34 protein-coding genes and 1 rRNA gene are annotated in these 20,816 nt (G+C 51.7%); 33 read left to right on the plus strand and 2 right to left on the minus strand.

Features of this window, described 5'->3' with window-relative positions; genetic code table 11:
• The 31 genes from rplP (at position 1) to ETC02_RS08940 (ending at position 17,774) form a co-directional block, all read left to right on the plus strand.
• Positions 1-426 (plus strand): 50S ribosomal protein L16, encoded by a 426-nt coding sequence (gene rplP / locus ETC02_RS08790; protein ID WP_011229627.1) that lies wholly within the window; start codon positions 1-3, stop codon positions 424-426.
• Positions 426-626 (plus strand): 50S ribosomal protein L29, encoded by a 201-nt coding sequence (rpmC, locus tag ETC02_RS08795; protein ID WP_011229628.1) that lies wholly within the window; start codon positions 426-428, stop codon positions 624-626. The genes rplP and rpmC overlap by 1 nt, the downstream gene beginning before the upstream one ends.
• 22 nt (positions 627-648) lie before the next feature.
• On the plus strand, positions 649-912 hold the full coding sequence (gene rpsQ, locus ETC02_RS08800; RefSeq protein WP_033008672.1) for a 30S ribosomal protein S17: 264 nt from the start codon (positions 649-651) through the stop codon (positions 910-912).
• 48 nt (positions 913-960) lie between these two features.
• Complete coding sequence (gene rplN, locus ETC02_RS08805; protein WP_011229630.1) at positions 961-1,329, plus strand: 50S ribosomal protein L14; 369 nt, start codon at positions 961-963, stop codon at positions 1,327-1,329.
• Between the two features lie 36 nt (positions 1,330-1,365).
• Positions 1,366-1,677, plus strand: a complete 312-nt coding sequence (gene rplX / locus ETC02_RS08810; protein WP_050368062.1) for a 50S ribosomal protein L24 — start codon at positions 1,366-1,368, stop codon at positions 1,675-1,677.
• Between the two features lie 27 nt (positions 1,678-1,704).
• Positions 1,705-2,244: a 50S ribosomal protein L5 gene (gene rplE / locus ETC02_RS08815; RefSeq protein ID WP_033008675.1), complete on the plus strand. Its 540-nt coding sequence runs from the start codon at positions 1,705-1,707 to the stop codon at positions 2,242-2,244.
• Positions 2,245-2,273: 29 nt separating this feature from the next.
• A complete protein-coding gene (locus tag ETC02_RS08820) occupies positions 2,274-2,459 on the plus strand; it encodes a type Z 30S ribosomal protein S14 (protein ID WP_003247599.1) in 186 nt (61 codons plus the stop codon).
• Positions 2,460-2,492: 33 nt separating this feature from the next.
• Positions 2,493-2,891, plus strand: a complete 399-nt coding sequence (gene rpsH, locus ETC02_RS08825) for a 30S ribosomal protein S8 (RefSeq protein ID WP_033008676.1) — start codon at positions 2,493-2,495, stop codon at positions 2,889-2,891.
• A gap of 32 nt (positions 2,892-2,923) precedes the next feature.
• Positions 2,924-3,460, plus strand: coding sequence for a 50S ribosomal protein L6 (gene rplF, locus ETC02_RS08830; protein ID WP_011229634.1), 537 nt, complete (start codon positions 2,924-2,926; stop codon positions 3,458-3,460).
• Between the two features lie 33 nt (positions 3,461-3,493).
• Entirely contained in the window at positions 3,494-3,856 is a 363-nt protein-coding gene (rplR, locus tag ETC02_RS08835; protein ID WP_033008681.1) for a 50S ribosomal protein L18, read from the plus strand.
• A gap of 19 nt (positions 3,857-3,875) precedes the next feature.
• Positions 3,876-4,376, plus strand: a complete 501-nt coding sequence (gene rpsE / locus ETC02_RS08840; RefSeq protein ID WP_033008682.1) for a 30S ribosomal protein S5 — start codon at positions 3,876-3,878, stop codon at positions 4,374-4,376.
• A 13-nt stretch (positions 4,377-4,389) separates the two neighbouring features.
• On the plus strand, positions 4,390-4,578 hold the full coding sequence (gene rpmD, locus ETC02_RS08845; RefSeq protein ID WP_033008683.1) for a 50S ribosomal protein L30: 189 nt from the start codon (positions 4,390-4,392) through the stop codon (positions 4,576-4,578).
• A gap of 20 nt (positions 4,579-4,598) precedes the next feature.
• Positions 4,599-5,039 (plus strand): 50S ribosomal protein L15, encoded by a 441-nt coding sequence (gene rplO, locus ETC02_RS08850; protein WP_011229638.1) that lies wholly within the window; start codon positions 4,599-4,601, stop codon positions 5,037-5,039.
• Positions 5,039-6,331, plus strand: a complete 1,293-nt coding sequence (gene secY, locus ETC02_RS08855; protein WP_033008685.1) for a preprotein translocase subunit SecY — start codon at positions 5,039-5,041, stop codon at positions 6,329-6,331. Before rplO ends, secY begins: the two co-directional genes overlap by 1 nt.
• Positions 6,332-6,374: 43 nt before the next feature.
• Complete coding sequence (locus ETC02_RS08860) at positions 6,375-7,028, plus strand: adenylate kinase (protein WP_033008686.1); 654 nt, start codon at positions 6,375-6,377, stop codon at positions 7,026-7,028.
• Positions 7,025-7,765, plus strand: coding sequence for a type I methionyl aminopeptidase (map, locus tag ETC02_RS08865; protein ID WP_044746820.1), 741 nt, complete (start codon positions 7,025-7,027; stop codon positions 7,763-7,765). Before ETC02_RS08860 ends, map begins: the two co-directional genes overlap by 4 nt.
• Before the next feature lie 209 nt (positions 7,766-7,974).
• Entirely contained in the window at positions 7,975-8,193 is a 219-nt protein-coding gene (gene infA / locus ETC02_RS08870; RefSeq protein WP_011229642.1) for a translation initiation factor IF-1, read from the plus strand.
• Between the two features lie 35 nt (positions 8,194-8,228).
• Entirely contained in the window at positions 8,229-8,342 is a 114-nt protein-coding gene (gene rpmJ, locus ETC02_RS08875; RefSeq protein WP_003247619.1) for a 50S ribosomal protein L36, read from the plus strand.
• A gap of 21 nt (positions 8,343-8,363) precedes the next feature.
• Positions 8,364-8,729, plus strand: coding sequence for a 30S ribosomal protein S13 (gene rpsM / locus ETC02_RS08880; protein WP_008881920.1), 366 nt, complete (start codon positions 8,364-8,366; stop codon positions 8,727-8,729).
• Positions 8,730-8,754: 25 nt separating this feature from the next.
• Positions 8,755-9,144 (plus strand): 30S ribosomal protein S11, encoded by a 390-nt coding sequence (rpsK, locus tag ETC02_RS08885; protein ID WP_011229644.1) that lies wholly within the window; start codon positions 8,755-8,757, stop codon positions 9,142-9,144.
• A gap of 150 nt (positions 9,145-9,294) precedes the next feature.
• Positions 9,295-10,239, plus strand: a complete 945-nt coding sequence (locus ETC02_RS08890; RefSeq protein WP_033008688.1) for a DNA-directed RNA polymerase subunit alpha — start codon at positions 9,295-9,297, stop codon at positions 10,237-10,239.
• Positions 10,240-10,354: 115 nt separating this feature from the next.
• The gene (rplQ, locus tag ETC02_RS08895) at positions 10,355-10,717 is read left to right on the plus strand and encodes a 50S ribosomal protein L17 (protein ID WP_063210961.1); all 363 of its coding nucleotides are present in this window, start codon (positions 10,355-10,357) and stop codon (positions 10,715-10,717) included.
• Positions 10,718-10,835: 118 nt separating this feature from the next.
• The gene (locus ETC02_RS08900; protein ID WP_033008690.1) at positions 10,836-11,675 is read left to right on the plus strand and encodes an energy-coupling factor ABC transporter ATP-binding protein; all 840 of its coding nucleotides are present in this window, start codon (positions 10,836-10,838) and stop codon (positions 11,673-11,675) included.
• Entirely contained in the window at positions 11,651-12,523 is an 873-nt protein-coding gene (locus tag ETC02_RS08905) for an energy-coupling factor ABC transporter ATP-binding protein (protein ID WP_033008692.1), read from the plus strand. Before ETC02_RS08900 ends, ETC02_RS08905 begins: the two co-directional genes overlap by 25 nt.
• Positions 12,516-13,313 carry an energy-coupling factor transporter transmembrane component T family protein gene (locus ETC02_RS08910; protein WP_050368063.1) on the plus strand — a complete coding sequence of 266 codons (798 nt, stop codon included), beginning with the start codon at positions 12,516-12,518 and terminating at the stop codon, positions 13,311-13,313. Before ETC02_RS08905 ends, ETC02_RS08910 begins: the two co-directional genes overlap by 8 nt.
• 12 nt (positions 13,314-13,325) lie before the next feature.
• Positions 13,326-14,090: a tRNA pseudouridine(38-40) synthase TruA gene (truA, locus tag ETC02_RS08915; RefSeq protein WP_171698215.1), complete on the plus strand. Its 765-nt coding sequence runs from the start codon at positions 13,326-13,328 to the stop codon at positions 14,088-14,090.
• Between the two features lie 224 nt (positions 14,091-14,314).
• On the plus strand, positions 14,315-14,752 hold the full coding sequence (gene rplM, locus ETC02_RS08920) for a 50S ribosomal protein L13 (RefSeq protein WP_033017233.1): 438 nt from the start codon (positions 14,315-14,317) through the stop codon (positions 14,750-14,752).
• 22 nt (positions 14,753-14,774) lie between these two features.
• Entirely contained in the window at positions 14,775-15,167 is a 393-nt protein-coding gene (rpsI, locus tag ETC02_RS08925; RefSeq protein ID WP_033008697.1) for a 30S ribosomal protein S9, read from the plus strand.
• 116 nt (positions 15,168-15,283) lie between these two features.
• The gene (locus ETC02_RS08930) at positions 15,284-15,724 is read left to right on the plus strand and encodes a YbaK family protein (protein ID WP_094239436.1); all 441 of its coding nucleotides are present in this window, start codon (positions 15,284-15,286) and stop codon (positions 15,722-15,724) included.
• 66 nt (positions 15,725-15,790) lie between these two features.
• Positions 15,791-16,507, plus strand: coding sequence for an N-acetylmuramoyl-L-alanine amidase CwlD (gene cwlD / locus ETC02_RS08935; protein WP_047817645.1), 717 nt, complete (start codon positions 15,791-15,793; stop codon positions 16,505-16,507).
• A gap of 250 nt (positions 16,508-16,757) precedes the next feature.
• Positions 16,758-17,774, plus strand: a complete 1,017-nt coding sequence (locus ETC02_RS08940; protein WP_095858718.1) for an Mrp/NBP35 family ATP-binding protein — start codon at positions 16,758-16,760, stop codon at positions 17,772-17,774.
• Positions 17,775-17,897: 123 nt separating this feature from the next.
• Here ETC02_RS08940 and gerD read toward each other — a convergent pair whose 3' ends face one another.
• Positions 17,898-18,485, minus strand: coding sequence for a spore germination lipoprotein GerD (gerD, locus tag ETC02_RS08945; protein WP_063210963.1), 588 nt, complete (start codon positions 18,483-18,485; stop codon positions 17,898-17,900).
• A 149-nt stretch (positions 18,486-18,634) separates the two neighbouring features.
• Here gerD and ETC02_RS08950 point away from each other — a divergent pair, with 149 nt between their 5' ends.
• Complete coding sequence (locus tag ETC02_RS08950; protein ID WP_033008717.1) at positions 18,635-19,240, plus strand: KinB-signaling pathway activation protein; 606 nt, start codon at positions 18,635-18,637, stop codon at positions 19,238-19,240.
• 138 nt (positions 19,241-19,378) lie between these two features.
• On the opposite strand, the gene pdaB is transcribed toward ETC02_RS08950, so the two are convergent.
• Complete coding sequence (gene pdaB / locus ETC02_RS08955; protein WP_050368743.1) at positions 19,379-20,134, minus strand: polysaccharide deacetylase family sporulation protein PdaB; 756 nt, start codon at positions 20,132-20,134, stop codon at positions 19,379-19,381.
• 381 nt (positions 20,135-20,515) lie between these two features.
• Here pdaB and ETC02_RS08960 point away from each other — a divergent pair.
• Positions 20,516-20,816, plus strand: a 16S ribosomal RNA gene (locus ETC02_RS08960); the annotation flags it as partial.

The raw sequence follows: 20,816 nt of genomic DNA on the forward strand, positions 1-20,816 counted from the left end.
ATGTTAATGCCAAAACGCGTCAAATATCGCCGTGAACATCGCGGACGGATGAAAGGCCGCGCCAAAGGCGGTACGGAAGTTCATTTCGGTGAATTCGGTCTCCAAGCGTTGGAATCGGCTTGGATTACGAACCGGCAAATTGAGGCAGCCCGTCGGGCGATGACCCGCTACATGAGACGGGGCGGGAAAGTATGGATTCGCATTTTCCCTTCGAAACCGTACACAGCGAAACCGCTTGAAGTGCGGATGGGTTCCGGTAAAGGGGCGCCGGAAGGCTGGGTTGCGGTTGTCAAACCAGGCAAAGTGATGTTTGAAGTGGGCGGTGTTTCCGAGGAAGTGGCACGTGAAGCATTGCGTTTGGCTTCTCACAAACTTCCGATCAAATGCAAATTCGTAAAACGTGAAGAAACTGGTGGTGAAGCGTAATGAAAGCGAAAGAAATCCGTGAGTTAACCACTGCCGAAATCGAACAAAAAATTAAAGCGTTGAAGGAAGAGCTGTTCAACCTTCGCTTCCAACTGGCGACGGGCCAACTGGAAAACACGGCGCGCATCCGCCAAGTGCGCAAAGACATCGCCCGCATGAAAACGATCATTCGCGAACGTGAGCTCGCTGCCAATAAATAATGTTTGAGAGGAGGTTTGCGGAATGAGCGAACGCAATCAACGCAAAGTGTACGTCGGACGGGTCGTATCGGACAAAATGGACAAAACGATTACCGTTTTGGTTGAAACGTACAAAAAACATCCGTTATACGGCAAGCGCGTCAAATACTCGAAAAAATACAAAGCGCATGACGAACATAACGAAGCGAAAGTGGGCGACATCGTCAAAATCATGGAAACCCGCCCGCTGTCGGCAACGAAACGGTTCCGCCTCGTCGAGATCGTTGAAAAAGCAGTTGTTCTGTAATCATTTCATTCCAGTTCGGGGAGATAAGTCCGAAAGGAGGTTTCGTCGATGATTCAACAAGAATCTCGCTTAAAAGTAGCTGATAACTCTGGCGCACGCGAAGTGCTTGTCATTAAAGTGCTCGGAGGCTCGGGCCGCCGCTATGCGAACATCGGCGATGTTGTTGTCGCTACGGTTAAAGATGCGACGCCAGGTGGCGTTGTTAAAAAAGGTCAAGTCGTGAAAGCAGTTGTCGTCCGCACAAAACGCGGGGTGCGCCGTCCAGACGGTTCATATATCCGCTTTGACGAGAACGCCTGCGTCATCATCCGCGATGACAAAAGCCCGCGCGGCACGCGTATTTTTGGGCCGGTTGCCCGCGAACTGCGCGACAAAGATTTCATGAAAATCATTTCGTTAGCCCCGGAAGTTATCTAATGGGACGGAAGCACGTTTCAAGGAGGTGCGAATGCGATGCATGTAAAAAAAGGTGACAAAGTGCAAGTAATCTCCGGCAAAGACAAAGGCAAACAAGGCGTCATCCTGGCGGCGTTTCCGAAGAAAAACCGCGTCATCGTTGAGGGCGTCAACATTGTGAAAAAGCATTCGAAACCGTCGCAAGCGAATCCGCAAGGCGGCATCATCGAAAAAGAGGCGCCGATCCATGTGTCGAAAGTGATGCCGTTAGATCCGAAAACAGGCGAACCGACGCGCATCGGCTACAAAATTGTCGACGGCAAAAAAGTGCGCTACGCGAAAAAATCCGGAGAGATTTTAGATAAATAATCGTGACGCAGGAAAGGAGGTACCTTTATGAACCGCCTAAAAGAGAAGTATGTAAAAGAAGTCGTTCCTGCTCTGATGAGCAAGTTCAACTATAAATCGATCATGCAAGTGCCGAAAATCGAAAAAATCGTCATCAACATGGGTGTCGGCGACGCGGTGCAAAACCCGAAAGCATTAGACAGCGCCGTCGAAGAGCTGACGTTGATCGCCGGCCAGCGTCCGGTTGTGACGCGCGCGAAAAAATCGATTGCGGGCTTCCGTCTCCGCCAAGGGATGCCGATCGGTGCAAAAGTAACGTTGCGCGGTGAACGGATGTATGAATTTCTTGATAAGTTGATCTCGGTCTCGCTCCCGCGCGTGCGCGACTTCCGCGGGGTATCGAAAAAAGCGTTCGATGGCCGCGGCAACTATACGCTCGGCATTAAAGAGCAGCTCATTTTCCCGGAGATTGACTACGATAAAGTGAACAAAGTGCGCGGCATGGATATCGTGATCGTCACAACGGCCAACACGGACGAAGAAGCGCGTGAACTGCTGGCGTTGCTGGGCATGCCATTCCAAAAATAATGATCCCATAAGGCAAGGGAGGCGAAATCGTGGCTAAAAAATCGATGATCGCGAAACAAAAACGGACGCCGAAGTTTAAAGTAAGAGCGTATACCCGCTGCGAGCGCTGCGGCCGCCCGCATTCGGTTTACCGCAAGTTTAAACTTTGCCGTATTTGTTTCCGTGAACTCGCATATAAAGGTCAACTTCCTGGCATCAAAAAAGCCAGCTGGTAATCAACCCATTGATTGGGAAGGAGGTAAAACAAAATGGTGATGACAGATCCAATTGCTGATATGCTGACCCGCATTCGGAATGCGAATATGGTTCGTCACGAAAAGCTCGAAGTCCCGGCTTCGAAAATCAAGCGGGAAATCGCCGAAATTTTAAAGCGCGAAGGGTTTATTCGTGATTATGAATATATCGAAGACAACAAACAAGGCATTCTCCGCATCTTCTTGAAGTACGGCCCGAACAATGAACGCGTCATTACAGGGCTGAAACGCATCAGCAAACCCGGTTTGCGCGTATACGTCAAGGCTCATGAAGTGCCGCGCGTCTTAAACGGCTTAGGCATCGCGATTCTTTCGACATCACAAGGCGTCTTAACGGACAAAGAAGCACGGCAAAAAGGCACGGGCGGCGAAGTAATCGCCTACGTTTGGTAATTTATTTGCTCAAGAATGGAGGTGTGTTTGACATGTCACGTGTCGGCAAAAAACCAATTGAAATTCCTGCCGGTGTCACCGTTACTGTGAACGGCAATACCGTTACGGTCAAAGGGCCGAAAGGGGAATTAACCCGCACGTTCCATCCGGATATGACGATCACCGTTGAGGGCAATGTGATCACCGTTACGCGCCCAAGCGATGAAAAACATCACCGCGCGCTCCACGGCACGACGCGCAGCTTGCTCGCCAACATGGTCGAAGGCGTTTCGAAAGGGTATGAAAAAGCGCTCGAACTCGTTGGTGTCGGGTACCGGGCGTCCAAACAAGGGAAAAAGCTTGTGTTGAGCGTCGGTTACTCCCATCCGGTAGAAATTGAGCCAGAGGAAGGGCTCGAAATCGAAGTGCCGTCCCAAACGAAAATTATCGTCAAAGGGGCAGACAAACAACGCGTCGGCGAATTGGCAGCCAACATTCGTGCTGTACGCCCACCGGAGCCGTATAAAGGCAAAGGCATTCGCTACGAAGGCGAATTGGTGCGCCTGAAGGAAGGCAAAACTGGTAAATAACGCGGCATAGCGAAGCGAAAGGAGTGACACTCGATGATTACAAAAGTTGACCGAAACGCGGTCCGCAAAAAAAGACACGCGCGCATCCGGAAAAAAATCTTCGGCACGACTGAACGTCCGCGGTTGAGCGTGTTCCGTTCGAACAAACATATTTATGCACAAATTATTGATGATACAAAATCAGCAACGATTGTCAGCGCGTCGACATTGGATAAAGAGTTCGGCTTAGATTCGACGAACAACATTGAGGCGGCGAAAAAAGTCGGCGAACTTGTCGCCAAACGGGCGTTGGAAAAAGGCATCAAACAAGTCGTCTTCGATCGCGGCGGATATTTGTACCATGGCCGGGTGAAAGCACTAGCGGATGCCGCCCGCGAAGCCGGTCTGGAATTCTAATCACAAAGGAGGGACAACGATGCGTCGTATCGATCCAAATAAACTCGAACTCGAAGAGCGTGTAGTCGCGGTCAACCGTGTAGCAAAAGTCGTGAAAGGCGGACGTCGCCTGCGCTTTTCAGCTCTCGTCGTCGTCGGCGATAAAAACGGCCACGTCGGATTTGGCACCGGGAAAGCGCAAGAAGTTCCGGAAGCGATCCGCAAAGCCATTGAAGATGCGAAGAAAAACTTAATTGAAGTGCCGATCGTCGGCACAACGATTCCACATGAAGTCATCGGCCACTTCGGCGCTGGGGAAATCATTTTAAAACCGGCCTCTGAAGGTACCGGGGTTATCGCCGGCGGTCCGGCCCGTGCCGTATTAGAGCTGGCGGGCATCAGCGACATTTTGTCAAAATCGATCGGCTCGAACACGCCAATCAACATGGTGCGCGCCACGTTCGATGGGTTGAAACAATTAAAACGCGCCGAAGACGTAGCAAAATTGCGCGGCAAAACAGTCGAGGAACTGTTAGGATAAGGAGGGAACGATCATGGCAAAAAAACTGGCGATTACCCTCACGCGCAGCGTGATTGGCCGTCCGGAAGATCAGCGCATTACCGTCAGAACGCTCGGCTTGCGGAAAATGCATCAAACGGTCGTCCATAACGACAATCCTGCCATCCGCGGGATGATCAACAAAGTCGCTCATCTGGTCAAAGTGAAAGAAATTGAGGAATAATCGTAAGGAGGTGCTTCGCCATGAAACTTCATGAATTGCAACCAGCGCCGGGTTCCCGGAAGAAAGCGGTTCGTGTCGGCCGCGGGATCGGTTCGGGCAACGGCAAAACGTCCGGCCGCGGTCAAAAAGGTCAAAATGCCCGCTCGGGTGGAGGAGTTCGTCTTGGGTTTGAAGGCGGTCAAACTCCGCTGTTCCGCCGTTTGCCGAAGCGCGGCTTCACGAACATCAACCGGAAAGAATATGCAGTCGTGAACTTGGAAAAACTGAACCGTTTTGAAGACGGAACGGAAGTAACGCCGGAATTGCTCCTTGAAACGGGCGTTATTAGCAAGTTGAAATCGGGTGTGAAAATTTTAGGCAAAGGCCAAATCGAGAAAAAGCTGACGGTCAAAGCACATAAGTTCTCGGCATCGGCGAAAGAGGCCATTGAGGCGGCTGGCGGTAAAACTGAGGTGATTTAATGTTTCGGACAATCTCCAACTTTATGCGCGTCAGTGATATTCGAAACAAAATCATTTTCACTCTTCTTATGCTGATCGTGTTCCGCATCGGAACGTTCATCCCGGTTCCGAGCGTGAACACCGATGTGCTCAAGCTGCAAGATGAATTAAATGCGTTCGGCGTCCTGAACATTTTTGGCGGCGGGGCGCTGCAAAACTTTTCAATTTTTGCCATGGGGGTTATGCCCTACATCACCGCGTCGATTATCGTCCAGCTGCTGCAAATGGACGTCGTTCCGAAATTTACAGAATGGTCGAAGCAAGGCGAGGTTGGCCGGCGTAAATTAGCTCAGTTTACCCGCTATTTCACGATCGTGCTCGGGTTTATCCAAGCGCTTGGCATGTCGTACGGCTTCAACAATTTAGCCGGCGGGATGCTCATTCGAAATCCGGGCATCGGCACGTATTTGCTGATCGCGGTCGTCTTGACGGCCGGCACCGCATTTTTAATGTGGCTCGGTGAGCAAATCACCGCCAAAGGCGTCGGAAATGGGATTTCGATCATTATTTTTGCAGGGATCGTCTCCGGCATTCCGACAGTCCTAAACCAAATCTACGCCCAGCAGTTTGAAAATGTCGGGGAAGATTTGTTTTTGCGCATCGTCCGGCTCCTGCTCGTGGCGTTGGCGGTCATCGCCGTCATCGTTGGGGTCATTTACATCCAGCAGGCGTTCCGGAAAATTCCGATCCAATATGCCAAACGGCTTGAAGGCCGGAGTCCGGTTGGCGGCCATTCCACCCACTTGCCGTTAAAAGTGAACCCGGCCGGGGTTATTCCAGTGATTTTTGCGATCTCATTTTTAATTGCACCACCGACGATCGCATCGTTTTTTGGTACGAATGATGTAACATTGTGGATTCGCCGAACGTTTGATTATACCCATCCGATTGGCATGACGATTTACGTCGTGCTTATTATCGCGTTTACGTACTTTTATGCGTTCGTCCAAGTCAACCCGGAGCAAATGGCGGAGAATTTGAAGAAGCAAGGCGGCTACATTCCAGGCATCCGTCCTGGAAAGAATACACAAGAGTATGTAACGAGAATTTTGTACCGGCTGACGCTCGTCGGCTCTGTCTTTTTAGCGGTCATTGCCGTGCTGCCGGTGTTCTTCGTGAACGTTGCGAACTTGCCACCTTCTGCGCAAATTGGCGGTACGAGCTTGCTCATTGTCGTCGGCGTGGCGCTGGAGACAATGAAACAGCTTGAGAGCCAGCTGGTGAAACGCCATTACCGTGGATTCATCAAATAAAGAAGGCAAGAGCGGGCATCCCTTGCCGATAGGGGGAGTTAGGATGAATTTAGTGCTGATGGGGCTGCCGGGTGCCGGCAAAGGCACGCAGGCCGAGAAAATCGTAGCGGCTTACGGTATTCCGCACATTTCAACGGGCGATATGTTTCGGGCGGCGATGAAGGAAGGAACGCCGCTAGGGCTTCAAGCGAAGCAATATATGGACCGCGGCGACCTTGTTCCGGATGAAGTGACGATCGGCATTGTCCGTGAACGGCTGAGCAAAGACGATTGCCAAAACGGTTTTTTGCTCGATGGATTCCCGCGCACGGTCGCTCAAGCGGAGGCGCTAGAAACGATGTTGGCCGACATCGGCCGCAAACTTGACTATGTCATCCATATCGATGTCCGCCAAGACGTTTTAATGGAGCGCTTGACCGGCAGACGGATTTGCCGCAACTGCGGAGCGACGTACCATCTTGTTTTTCATCCGCCGGCGAAACCGGGTGTTTGCGATAAGTGCGGGGGGGAATTGTACCAGCGCGCCGATGATAACGAAGCGACAGTGGCAAACCGGCTCGAAGTGAATATGAAACAAATGAAGCCGCTCCTTGACTTTTACGAACAAAAAGGCTATTTGCGCCACATTAACGGCGAACAGGACATGGAAAAGGTGTTTGCCGATATTCGTGAATTGCTCGGGGGACTTGCTCGATGATCATTTGCAAAACCGCGCACGAAATCGCCCTCATGCGCGAGGCTGGAAAAATTGTTTCCGCTACGTTGGAAGAGTTGAAAAACCATATTCGCCCCGGGGTCACGACAAAGGAACTGGATGCCATCGCGGAGGAAGTGATTCGTTCCCATGGCGCCGTTCCATCGTTTAAAGGATACCAAGGGTTCCCGGGAAGCATTTGCGCTTCAGTCAATGAGGAGCTTGTGCACGGCATTCCCGGCGACCGTGTGTTATGCGAGGGCGACATTATTACGATCGATGTGGGCGCCCAGTATGAAGGGTATCACGCCGACTCCGCCTGGACGTATCCCGTTGGGGAGATCGATGCGGAGACGAAGCGGCTGCTCGACGTAACAGAACAATCGTTGTATGTCGGACTCGCCGAGGCGAAGCCAGGCGCTCGTTTGACGAACATTTCTCATGCGATTCAAACGTATGTTGAAGCGCACCATTTTTCCGTCGTTCGCGAGTATGTGGGGCATGGAATTGGTCAACACTTACATGAAGACCCGCAAGTCCCGCATTATGGGCCGCCGAATAAAGGGCCGATTTTGCGTCCGGGGATGACGCTATGCATCGAACCGATGGTCAATGCGGGCAGCCGCCATGTCAAAACGTTGGCTGATGACTGGACCGTCGTGACGGCGGACGGAAAACGGTGTGCCCATTTTGAACATACGATTGTGATTACGGAAAATGGCTATGAAATTTTAACGTGAACGGATCGAGGCAGAGCCGCCTCGAGGCGCTCGGGCAGATCGGCGAACCGTTTTCAACGTTTGCAGTTGTCTAAAGCTGTTTCGCCGATTCCGCGATCAAGGCGGCCGCTTACCGACCTTCCCGCTCACCGTGGACAATTGCGCCGCCTTATGTCCGTCCGGTTTTGCGTAACACAATGTTACTCATTCGAAGGAGGGGGAGCCGCTCGATGGCAAAAGACGATGTCATTGAAGTAGAAGGCACCGTCATTGAAACATTGCCAAATGCGATGTTTCGTGTAGAATTAGAAAATGGGCATACGGTATTGGCCCATGTGTCCGGCAAAATCCGCATGCACTTCATCCGCATTTTGCCCGGCGACCGAGTGACGGTGGAATTGTCGCCCTATGATTTGACGCGTGGACGAATCACGTATCGGTATAAATAAAAGATTGCACTCCGTTTAATAAGGAGGTAAACAACATGAAAGTGAGACCATCTGTCAAACCGATTTGCGAAAAATGCAAAGTTATTCGCAGACGCGGCAAAGTCATGGTCATTTGTGAAAATCCAAAACACAAACAACGTCAAGGGTAATTTCCAAGGAGGTGTACTACGATGGCACGTATTGCAGGTGTTGACATTCCGCGCGACAAGCGCGTAGTCATTTCGTTAACATACATTTACGGGATCGGCAAACCAACGGCGCAAAAAATCTTAAAAGAAGCAGGGGTATCGGAAGACACGCGCGTCCGTGACTTAACGGAAGAAGAGCTTGGCCGCATTCGCGAAATCGTCGGCCGCTTAAAAGTGGAAGGGGATTTGCGCCGCGAAGTATCGTTAAACATTAAACGGCTGATGGAAATCGGTTGCTATCGCGGACTCCGCCATCGCCGCGGATTGCCGGTTCGCGGCCAAAACACGAAAAACAATGCCCGCACGCGCAAAGGTCCGCGCCGTACGGTAGCGAATAAGAAAAAATAATCACGCAAAGGAGGTCATTTGACGAATGGCACGCAGAACAAACACTCGCAAACGCCGGGTGAGAAAAAATATTGACACTGGCATCGCTCATATCCGTTCGACTTTCAACAACACGATCGTGACGATTACGGACGTTCATGGCAACGCCATCGCCTGGGCGAGCGCCGGTTCGCTCGGATTCAAAGGCTCGCGTAAATCGACGCCGTTTGCGGCGCAAATGGCAGCCGAAGCGGCAGCGAAAGCGTCGATGGAACACGGCATGAAAACGGTCGAAGTGAACGTCAAAGGTCCGGGGGCTGGCCGTGAGGCAGCGATCCGTGCGTTGCAGGCAGCCGGGTTGGAAATTACGGCGATCAAAGACGTCACTCCAATCCCGCACAATGGATGCCGTCCGCCAAAACGTCGCCGCGTGTAACGCCCCTGTATAGAATTTGAACCATTGTCAATAATGGGATATGATAAAGACCATGGCAGGCAAGCGTAAAGAGAGATTCATGGGGGAATGTTGTTAGGCGTGTACCGTTTGGTCGGGGTCTCGACGTTTTGAAGGAGGGTATAATAATCGATGATTGAAATTGAAAAGCCGAAAATTGAAACGGTCGAACTGAGCGAAGATGCCAAATACGGCAAATTCGTCGTCGAACCGCTTGAGCGTGGATATGGTACAACTTTAGGGAACTCCTTACGTCGTATCCTATTGTCTTCACTCCCTGGTGCGGCTGTGACATCGGTGCAAATCGACGGTGTACTGCACGAGTTTTCAACGATTGACGGCGTCGTCGAGGATGTAACAGCCATCATTTTGAATATCAAAAAATTGGCGTTGAAGATTTATTCAGACGAAGAGAAAACGTTGGAAATTGATGTGCAGGGTGAAGGAGTTGTCACGGCTGCCGATATTACTCACGACAGCGATGTAGAAATTTTAAACCCGGACCTTCATATTGCTACGCTGGCGGAAGGCGGTCGCCTGCGCATGCGCATGACCGCCAGACGGGGACGTGGGTATGTCCCGGCCGAGGCGAACAAGCGCGAGGACCAGCCCATCGGCGTGATTCCGATCGACTCCATCTATACGCCGGTCTCCCGTGTTTCCTATCAGGTCGAAAATACACGGGTCGGCCAAGTGACCGACTATGACAAATTGACGATCGACGTTTGGACCGATGGGAGCATCGGGCCGAAAGAAGCCATTTCCCTTGGGGCGAAAATTTTAACCGAGCACTTGAACATTTTTGTCGGCTTGACGGATGAAGCGCAAAATGCTGAAATCATGGTAGAGAAAGAGGACGATCAAAAAGAAAAAGTGCTGGAAATGACGATCGAGGAGCTCGATCTGTCTGTCCGTTCCTACAACTGCTTGAAGCGTGCCGGCATTAACACCGTTCAGGAGCTGACGCAAAAAACGGAAGAGGATATGATGAAAGTGCGCAACCTCGGCCGCAAATCGCTCGAAGAAGTGAAAGCGAAGTTAGCGGAGCTGGGGCTTAGCCTCCGTAAAGACGATTAAGCGCCAGCCCCGCCCGGTGGGGCGGACATGCGCGTTGGCCATAGATTTGGCGTTAAGCGCCGATCGACTACGACAGCAATGAGGAACACATCATTTTAAAAGGGAGGGACATTTGATGTCGTACAGAAAACTAGGACGCACGACTTCTCAACGGAAAGCATTGCTTCGCGATTTAGTGACAGATTTAATCATCAATGAACGCATCGAAACGACGGAAGCGCGAGCAAAAGAATTGCGCTCGGTTATCGAAAAAATGATCACGCTCGGCAAACGCGGCGATTTGCATGCCCGTCGTCAAGCAGCGGCATTTATCCGCAAGGAAGTCGCCAACAGTGAAACCGGCCAAGATGCACTGCAAAAGCTGTTCAGTGACATTGCGCCGCGCTACCAAGACCGCCAAGGCGGCTATACGCGCATTATGAAACTTGGTCCTCGCCGCGGAGACGGGGCGCCGATGGTCATTATTGAGCTCGTGTAACGGTTTCATTTCAACAAGGGCGAGACAGTTTCGTTTGAACTGGATCTATGCCCTTTTTTTGTTTACCATCATTTAGCAAGGCACGGCTGGAAACGTGCCAAGGCGAGGAGAAACAATCATGGCCGAACCGATCCTTTCGATCGAAGGAGTGTATTTCCGTTATCCGAACCAATCGGAGTATGCAGTGCAAAACGTGAGCTTCCAGGCCGGACGCGGGGAGTGGCTGGCGATTGTCGGCCATAACGGATCCGGCAAGTCGACCGTTGCCCGGCTGTTAATCGGTTTGCTTCGGCCGGAGCGGGGCGTCATTCGCCTGTTTGGGCGCCCTCTCGATGAAACGACTGTCTGGGAGGTGCGCCGGCGCGTCGGCATGGTGTTTCAAAATCCAGATAACCAATTTGTCGGGACAACTGTCGAGGATGATATCGCCTTTGCCCTTGAAAATAATGGTGTTCCGCGCGATGAAATGATTGAGCGCATCCGTGAAGCCATCCGCCTGGTGCATATGGAGGCGTTTCTCGAACACGAGCCGCACCGGCTTTCCGGCGGGCAAAAGCAGCGTGTCGCTATCGCCGGCATTTTGGCGCTTCACCCTGATATGATCATTTTGGATGAAGCGACATCGATGCTCGACCCGCGGGGAAGGGAAGAGGTGCTCGAGACGGTTCGCCGCTTGAACCGGCAACAGCGCATTACAGTATTGTCGATCACGCACGATTTGGAGGAAGCGGCGAAAGCCGACCGCATCATCGTGATGAACAAAGGTGAGGTCATGGCGGAAGGGACGCCGGAGCAAATCTTTCGGCTTGGGGGCAAGCTCGAGCGCATCGGCCTTGATTTGCCGTTTGCCGTGAAAATGGGCAGCCGTTTGCGGGAACAAGGCATTCCGCTTCGTTCCGCACACTTGACGACGGAGGAGTTGGTCGAAGAGCTATGGACATTGTATTCGAAAAAGTAGAACATGTATACAATGCCCGTTCGCCGCTCGCCCGCCGGGCGCTGTATAATGTGAATGTGTCGATTCCCAGCGGGGCATACGTCGCCATCGTTGGCCACACCGGTTCGGGCAAATCGACGCTCCTTCAACACTTAAACGGCTTGCTGCAACCGACAAGCGGCACGATAAAAATCGGCGATGAGATCATCACCGGCGACAAGCGGCCGAAGCAGCTCAAACCGCTGCGCAAAAAGGTTGGGATTGTGTTCCAATTTCCGGAACACCAGTTGTTTGAGGAAACGGTCGAGAAGGATATTTGTTTTGGCCCGCTTAATTTCGGCGTTTCCGAAGAAGAGGCGAAACGGAAAGCGCGAGAGCTTATCAAACTAGTCGGGCTCAGCGAGGATGTGTTGGCCAAATCGCCGTTCGATTTAAGCGGCGGGCAAATGCGGCGCGTCGCCATTGCCGGCGTGCTGGCGCTTGAACCGGAAGTGCTGGTGCTTGATGAACCGACCGCTGGGCTGGACCCACGCGGGCGGAAAGAGATTATGGAGATGTTTTACCGTCTTCATTGCGAAAAACGGTTAACAACGGTGCTCGTGACTCATAGTATGGAAGATGCCGCCCGCTATGCCGACCAAATCATCGTCATGCATGAAGGGACGGTGTGGGGGCAGGGAGCGCCGGAAGAGGTGTTCCGCGATGCCGATCGGCTTGCCGCCATTGGCCTTAGCGTACCGGAGACGGTCAAGTTGAAGCGGGAGCTGGAAGCGCGGTTTGGGGTCGCCATTCCCTCTCCGTGTTTGACGATCGAACAGACGGTGGAGGCCATCCAGCAACTGTTTTCTAGGGTGAGCATTCATGACTAATCATTTCATTATCGGCCAATACGTGCCTGGCCATTCGCTCATTCACCGCTTAGATCCGCGGGCGAAGCTGCTGATCGTATTCGCCTATGTTTTCATCGTTTTTTTGGCGAATAATGCAGTGACGTATGCGGTGCTGTCGTTGTTTACGTTTGCTTTTGCAGCCCTGTCGCGCATCCCGTTTTCTTTCATTTTGCGCGGCTTAAAGCCGATTTTATGGGTCGTGTTGTTTACGTTGTTATTGCATGTATTGATGACGAAAGAAGGGGATGTCCTCTACCGGATTGGCGCGCTGTCCGTTTACGAAGGCGGCATTCGGCAAGGAATTTTTATTTCCATGCGATTTTTGCTCCTTGTGCTCATGACGACGATGCTGACGCTGACGACAACGCCGATTGAAGTGACCGATGGCGTCGAAAGCTTGCTTAGTCCATTGAAAAAATGGCGCGTGCCGGTTCATGAGCTCGCCTTAATGATGGCGATTTCGCTCCGCTTCATTCCAACTTTAATGGAAGAAACAGAAAAAATTATGAAAGCGCAAGCCGCCCGCGGCGTCGACTTTTCCGGCGGCCGGTTCTCTGAGCGGATGAAGGCGATCGTCTCGCTTCTTGTGCCGCTGTTTATCAGTTCGTTCAAGCGGGCGGATGAGCTGGCGACGGCGATGGAAGCGCGCGGCTACCGCGGCGGCGAAGGGCGGACGAAACTCCGCCAGCTTGCTTGGAAGCCGGCAGACACCGTGTTGTTAGCCGCTACGGCCCTGCTGGCGCTGTTGCTCTTTTTATTACGCTCATAGCGGAGGAAGGCCATGACGAGACGGATCAAATGCGTGGTAGCGTATGACGGTACCCATTTTTCCGGTTATCAAATTCAGCCGGGAAAACGGACGGTGCAAGGCGAGATTGAGGAAGTGCTCAAACGGATGCATAAAGGGAAAGCCGTGCGTGTAACGGCTTCCGGGAGGACGGATGCCGGGGTTCACGCCTATGGGCAAGTCATCCACTTCGATACGGCGCTTGTGCTTTCTCCTGAACAGTGGAAAAGAGCGTTAAACGCCCAGCTTCCGGACGATATCGCCGTTCGTTCGGCAGAGGAGGCAGACAGCACCTTTCATGCCCGCTTTTCGGCCAAGGCAAAAGAGTACCGCTACAAAGTGTGGACTGCCGCCGACCGCGACGTCTTTCGCCGCCATTACTGCGCGTGGCATCCATACCCGCTGCATATCGGCGCCATGGATGAAGCGCTTCGCCAACTGATCGGGACGCATGACTTTACGAGCTTCTGCTCCGCCAAAACGGAAATGGAGGATCGCATACGCACCATTTACCAGGCAGAGGTGGAAACCGACGGTTCGATGATGGAATTCCGGTTCATCGGCAGCGGCTTTTTGTACAACATGGTGCGCATCATCGTCGGCACAGTGCTTGAAATTGGCCAAGGGAGGCGGTCCCCGGCAGACATTGCAGCATTGCTTGCAGCCAAAGACCGGCGGCTCGCTGGCCCGACGGCGCCGGCGGAAGGATTGTATTTATGGCGGGTGTACTATGGCGACGAGTTTTCAACCGTCAGTTGACCGGCGCCAACGCCATTTCCGACCGCCATTTCGCTGTTTTAGGCGGCGGAAATAGGGCGCAGCAAGTTAAGACAACGAGTCCCCGTGTAACATCTTCTTGACATTGGCGTTCCGGCAAGCTATTATATCATATGGCATGTATTTTCCACGATTAGCCCCGGACAGCAATCGTGTTGAAATAAACAACTTTACTTGTTCATTTTTCTTTTTAGGAGGGAACTACATTGCGTACGACTTATATGGCGAAACCGAATGAAGTAGAGCGTAAATGGTACGTTGTCGACGCAGCCGGCAAAACGTTGGGTCGTCTGGCCAGCGAAGTCGCAGCGCTGTTGCGCGGCAAACATAAACCGACGTTCACTCCGCACGTTGACTGCGGGGATCATGTGATCGTCATCAATGCTGACAAAGTGGAACTGACAGGGAAAAAGTTAACGAAAAAATTGTACTATCGCCACAGCTTATATCCAGGCGGTTTGAAAGTGAGAACGGCGCTCGAAATGCGCACGAATTATCCGGAAAAAATGATTGAACGGGCGGTGCGCGGCATGCTTCCAAAAGGCAGCCTTGGCCGTCAAATGTTCAAAAAACTGCATGTTTACCGCGGAAGCGAACACCCGCATCAAGCGCAAAAACCGGAAGTATACGAACTTCGCGGATAATTGACAAGGGAGGGTATTTATTTTGGCACAAGTACAATATTACGGTACAGGTCGTCGCAAAAGCTCGGTTGCTCGCGTCCGCCTCGTCCCGGGCGATGGACGCATCATCGTCAACAAACAAGACATTCGTGAATATATTCCGACAGAAGCGCTTATCGAAATGGTAAAGCAACCGCTTGTACTGACAGAAACGCTCGGCAGCTACGACGTGTTGGTGAACGTTCACGGCGGCGGATTTGCCGGCCAAGCGGGCGCCATTCGCCACGGCATCGCCCGCGCGTTGCTTCAAGTCGATCCGGAATTCCGCACCGTATTGAAGCGCGCTGGCTTGCTGACGCGCGATGCCCGCGTCAAAGAGCGGAAAAAATACGGGCTCAAAGGCGCCCGCCGCGCTCCGCAGTTCTCGAAACGTTAACCGTGTTGTTCAACCCAGCCAGTTTGGCTGGGTTTTTTGCTTATTTCTGCCTTTGGCCCGCGCGCATGTTTGCGTTCGATCGTTAAACACTACATCGTAAAGGAGCGTGAAACACGATGACAGTCATCACTTCATTCGCGGAAAAAAGGCAGGAAAAGCAGCTCCGCTATGAGCGGAAAATGCTGCGGGAGTTGTCGCTGGAGAAATTGCGGGCCAAAGTGTTGGAACATTTTACCCCTTTCTATCAAATGTACCGGATTTTCCCATCTACTGTTGAGGAAGGCTGCATTGATCTGGCCATTGAAGCGTATTTGCTCGGCGCCCATTACAGCCGGTTCGGCTATTATGGGGAGTCTGTGGACAGCGTGCGCCGACGTTGCGCGCAAGAGGAGAAATATTTAATTGACACACTTTTTGATTTTCTCTGCTTTTGGGGCAACATCGACGACGATCTGCTCGGCCAGTCGCTCTATTACGCCTGCGAGCAATATATCGTCGACTGGTGGACCGAAGGGTTTGAACGGGGAAAAAAACGGCGCCGCCTAAAACTTCACTGAATAAGTTCTATTCCCGCCCCTTGTCCCATATAAGATAGAGAAGGGAAACGTGCGGGAGGAGAAACGATGAAAGAAAAATGGAAGTGGCTTGTCGCCTTTGCCGCGGCTGCCATTGCGGGAATTTTGTTATTTCCGTCTTTATTTTCTGATCTGACCTCAACAAAACCGTGGAATCTCCCATTGTCCGGGCGAATTATCGTCCTAGACCCCGGCCATGGCGGGCCGGATGGCGGGGCGGTCGGCGGCGAGGTGCTGGAAAAAGAAATCGCGCTCAACGTCGCGAAAAAATTGCGGGACTACTTGCAGCAACAAGGAGCGCTCGTTCTGATGACGCGGGAGACAGACCGCGATTTGGCCAGCCCGTCCACGCGCGGCTACAGCCGGCGGAAAACGGAAGATTTGCACGAACGAACATCATTCATTAACCATTCCGATGCGGATTTGTTTATCAGCATTCACCTCAATGCCATTCCATCCCCGCACTGGCGGGGGGCACAGACGTTTTATTACGGCTCGCTCATCGAAAACGAGCGGCTCGCCAAATTCATCCAAGCCGAGTTGCGGCGCAACTTGGAAAACACCCACCGGGTAGCGAAAATGATTGATACCGTTTATTTGCTAAAACATGCCAAAAAGCCCGGAGCGCTCGTTGAAGTTGGATTTTTATCGAATCCGGACGAGCGGGAGCTGCTCGCCTCTGACCATTACCAGACGAAACTCGCCGCCTCGATTTACAAAGGAGTGCTGCGTTACTTTTCGAACGAACCTACCCCTCGCGAATAGCGAGGTTTTTTATCGTCCCGAAGCGGGAAAGGCCCTGCTTCCAAGCGGGGAAGAACGGCCAAGGCGAGAGAACCGTTCTCCCCCGTCCAAAAGCGCGCCATCGCCATTCATACATCTGAAAAGAACACTCAATGTAACGAATGTCGAAAAGCCGGGACAGGCAGGGGGCCGAAATGGAAGCCATCTGGCGGTTTATGGTATAGTAAATATATAAGGGAACTATTGATTTGAAAAAGGGTTGGTGAATACGATGCTGACGGAAAACGAAGTGCGAGCCATTCTTGAAAACATGAAAGACCCGTTTTTAAACAAGACCTTTAAGGAAACAAACGCCATTCAAGAAATTAAAATTAAGGAAGAGAAAAACCATGTCAGCGTAAAGATCGCGCTTGCCAAAACCGGCACGCCTGACCAACTGCGCGTGCAAACGGCGATCGTCCAGCAGCTGAAAGAGGCTGGCGCCGCATCCGTCGGCTTGCGGTTTGCCGAACTGCCGCGCGAAGTGGTTGAGAAATACAGCGACAATCCGCAAAAAACGACGTATATCGCCATCGCCAGCGGCAAGGGCGGCGTCGGAAAATCAACGGTTTCCGTCAACTTAGCGGTCGCGCTCGCCCGGCTTGGCAAAAAAGTCGGGTTGATCGACGCCGATATTTATGGGTTTAGCGTTCCAGACATGATGGGAATTACTCAGCGTCCGACAGTGCGGGGCGATAAAATCATCCCCGTCGAGCGGTTTGGGGTGAAAGTCATTTCGATGGCCTTTTTCGTCGAGGACAATGCTCCGGTCATTTGGCGCGGCCCGATGCTTGGAAAAATGCTGAACAACTTCTTCAAAGAAGTTGAGTGGGGCGACTTGGATTACTTGCTGCTCGACTTGCCTCCAGGCACCGGCGATGTCGCGTTAGACGTGCACACGCTTTTGCCGTCATGCAAAGAAATTATCGTCACCACTCCGCACCCGACCGCCGCGTTTGTCGCCGCCCGCGCTGGGGCAATGGCGCTGCGCACCGACCACGAAATTATCGGTGTCATTGAAAATATGTCGTATTACGAAAGCCGGAAAACGGGTGAGCGGGAATACGTCTTTGGCAAAGGCGGCGGGGAAAAGCTGGCAAAGGAGCTGAACACGGAGTTGCTCGGGCAGCTGCCCCTTCAGCAGCCGGACTGGAACGATGATGATTTCGCTCCGTCCGTTTACGCAGAAGATCATCCGATCGGGAAAATTTATATGGATATCGCCCGCAAAATCGTTGCAAAATATTAATCGGTTTCACAAAAAGCGTCCGATGGAGAGAAACCGCCGATTAGAGCGTTGGCGGTTTTCAGCGCACGGACGCTTTTTGCTTGATGAATCTCCTCCGCCTTGTTGGTTGCCGGCGCTTTCTTCTCACTCTCCCCCTTCCACTCCGCCTTCTTCTTGTTTTTCTCCGCCTTGCTGAACCTTTTCAGCTGCTTTCATCAACATATCTTGAATTTTCGCCTGATACAGCGGGCTGTTCAACGTTTCCGTGATCACCTTTTGCAAATGCTGGCGGAACTCTTTGCTTTTTAAGACATCGACCATGGCTTTTTCCATTTCTGGATCTTTTAAAATATCGATCATCAGCGCCTGGTAATCGGGATCTTTCATGAGCGCCTTCATCATTTTTTCATGTTCTGCTTGCAGCCCTTTGGCAAAACTTTCAGCGAATTTCGGGTCTTTTAACGCACTTTCCCAGAACTTTTTTCCTTGATCGGATGTCAGCATTTGTTGCAGCGTTTCTTTTACAGCTTTTTGATCTATGACTAGTTGCTGCTTCATCTGATCTTCCGACATAATATCTTGAATCGCCTTTTTCCCCTCGTCGGTTTTTAAAATGTCAACAACCATCTTTTTCGTTTCGTCATAATCCGGGGGAGGGGGGCTGGTTTCTTGAGGGGCACAGGAACCAAGAACGAGAAAACTGAGCAAGAGGAGCGGTAGGCATTTGTTCATGAAAGTGAGCTCCTTTCTGCAAAAATCCCTCACCCTTAATATGAATGTTGGCGAAAAAAATATACATGGGGGAGATCGGAGCTGGCTTTTTCACAAGGGCGCTGGTAAAATGGTAAGCGGGTTATGCTGAAATGATGGAGGATGAAGCTGTGAACAGCCGCAAATGGGTGCGTTTATTTTTGACCACGCTGCTGATCGGCGGAATCGCGACAGCAGCCGTCGGGATAGTTTTGAATTGGAAAGAGTTTGGACATCTCCTTGTACGTTTCGAGGTCATTGAATTTCTTGCCGTATTGCTTTGGCATGTCGGCGTCGGCTTTATTTTCAGCGTCATCAGCCAGGCGGGCTTTTTTGCCTATTTGACCGTCCATCGGTTCGGACTTGGCATGTTCCGTTCCCTCTGGAACGCTGTCCAGCTTGTTTTGATCATGTTCGTGCTGTTCGATCTAGTCTATTTCCGCTACATGGTGTTTGCGGATAAAGGCGATTCGATCATCCCGTATGTATTGACCGCCTTGTTTATTTTGGCGGTTGGCTTAGCCGTTGCCTACATAAAAAGCGCGCAGACGAACAAAGGGGCATTCGTCCCGGCGCTGTTCTTTATGGTCGTGGTAACGGTGATTGAATGGTTTCCCGTTTTGCGCATCAATGACCGAGACTGGTTATATTTGATGCTGATTCCGTTACTAGTATGCAATGCATATCAACTTCTTATACTGCATAAATTGACAGGCGGCGCAGGATCGTCCGCGTGAAGCGCCGCCTGTTCTTTTTTGTCGGGCCGCTCATTCTAAAAGGAAACATGATCAGGATATCATCCAACTGCAACGGCCATGCTAAAGTCTTGAGGGAAGGCTGGCGGCTTTTAGGCGAAAACCCTCCTCCCGCCCTTTTTAGTCGATCCCTTTGCTTTCTGCTTCACCGTTGGCCAGCAGCTCAGAGAGGCTGGCGTTTTTATAGCCGTTTTCTTTCATGGCTGCAATAATTTTCGGCAGCGCCTTTGCCGTTTGTTTGGCCGAGTCGGACGCGTGAAGGAGCACAATATCGCCCGGCTCCAAATCGCTTGTGACGTTGGCGACAATTTGCTCTGTGCCGGGATTCAGCCAGTCCTTCGAGTCAACGCTCCAATGCACAACCGTATAGCCGAGAGACTCCGCAACTTTTAGCACCTTTTTGTTAAAATTCCCTCCCGGGGGGCGCAGCAACTCGACGTTTTTCACACCTAACATGTCGAACACTTTCTCCGCCATCATTAAATCTTGGCGGATTTTAGCGTTCTCGAGTTCTGCATAATTGACAAAATTATACCCCATGCTGCCGATTTCATGCCCTTCCTCTTTGATCCGCTTTACGACGGACGGATGGCGTTCAGCCCATGAGGCTGATAAAAAAAAGGTTGCGTTTTTAATCCCGTGTTGCTTCAATACGTCCAAAATTTTTTCCGCGTTCTCATCCCCCCAGCTAATGTCAAACGTCAATGCCACCTCATCGCGGTCATTGTCCACCTTGTACACGGCCTTAGGCCCAGAGGAAAGCGAAAACACGGGTCGGTTCATTTCATAAGCGTATAGGATGAACGCAGTGAAAAAAGCAGAACAAATAATAATGAGAGCTTTTTTCAATGTCCGCCCATTTAGTGCGTAAAACATGGCTTCCATCCCTCCCTAAACAGTTGTCCTATGTACATCTTATGCGGCGGTCTATGGCGGTTATGAAACATAATTGCCACTCCTTGGCGCCAGAGTAGGCAAAAGCGGGGGTGGGGATAAACATGGATTGGGATCCGCAAACTTCCTAAAAATATTATCTTGCATTTTTGGAGGTAAAGTGGTATATTTTTAAACGTCGCTGTTCGGAAAAGCAGCTTGGCAACAGCGAAGCAAAAAAGTGGTTGACATCAAAAAAGTGTTATGATAATATAAAAGAGCTGCTTACAAAGGAAAACTTACAGCGTTCCTTGAAAACTGAACGAAACGAAGCGCGACGAAAAGCGGAGGTCCGCATGGGCCGAAGCAAAAGCCAATCAACTTTCTTTGGAGAGTTTGATCCTGGCTCAGGACGAACGCTGGCGGCGTGCCTAATACATGCAAGTCGAGCGGACCGGATCAGGGCTTGCCTTGATTCGGTCAGCGGCGGACGGGTGAGTAACACGTGGGCAACCTGCCCGCAAGACCGGGATAACTCCGGGAAACCGGAGCTAATACCGGATAACACCGAAGACCGCATGGTCTTCGGTTGAAAGGCGGCCTTTGGGCTGTCACTTGCGGATGGGCCCGCGGCGCATTAGCTAGTTGGTGAGGTAACGGCTCACCAAGGCGACGATGCGTAGCC

Source organism: Geobacillus sp. DSP4a, from assembly GCF_013096875.1.
Lineage (GTDB): Bacteria > Bacillota > Bacilli > Bacillales > Anoxybacillaceae > Geobacillus > Geobacillus thermophilus.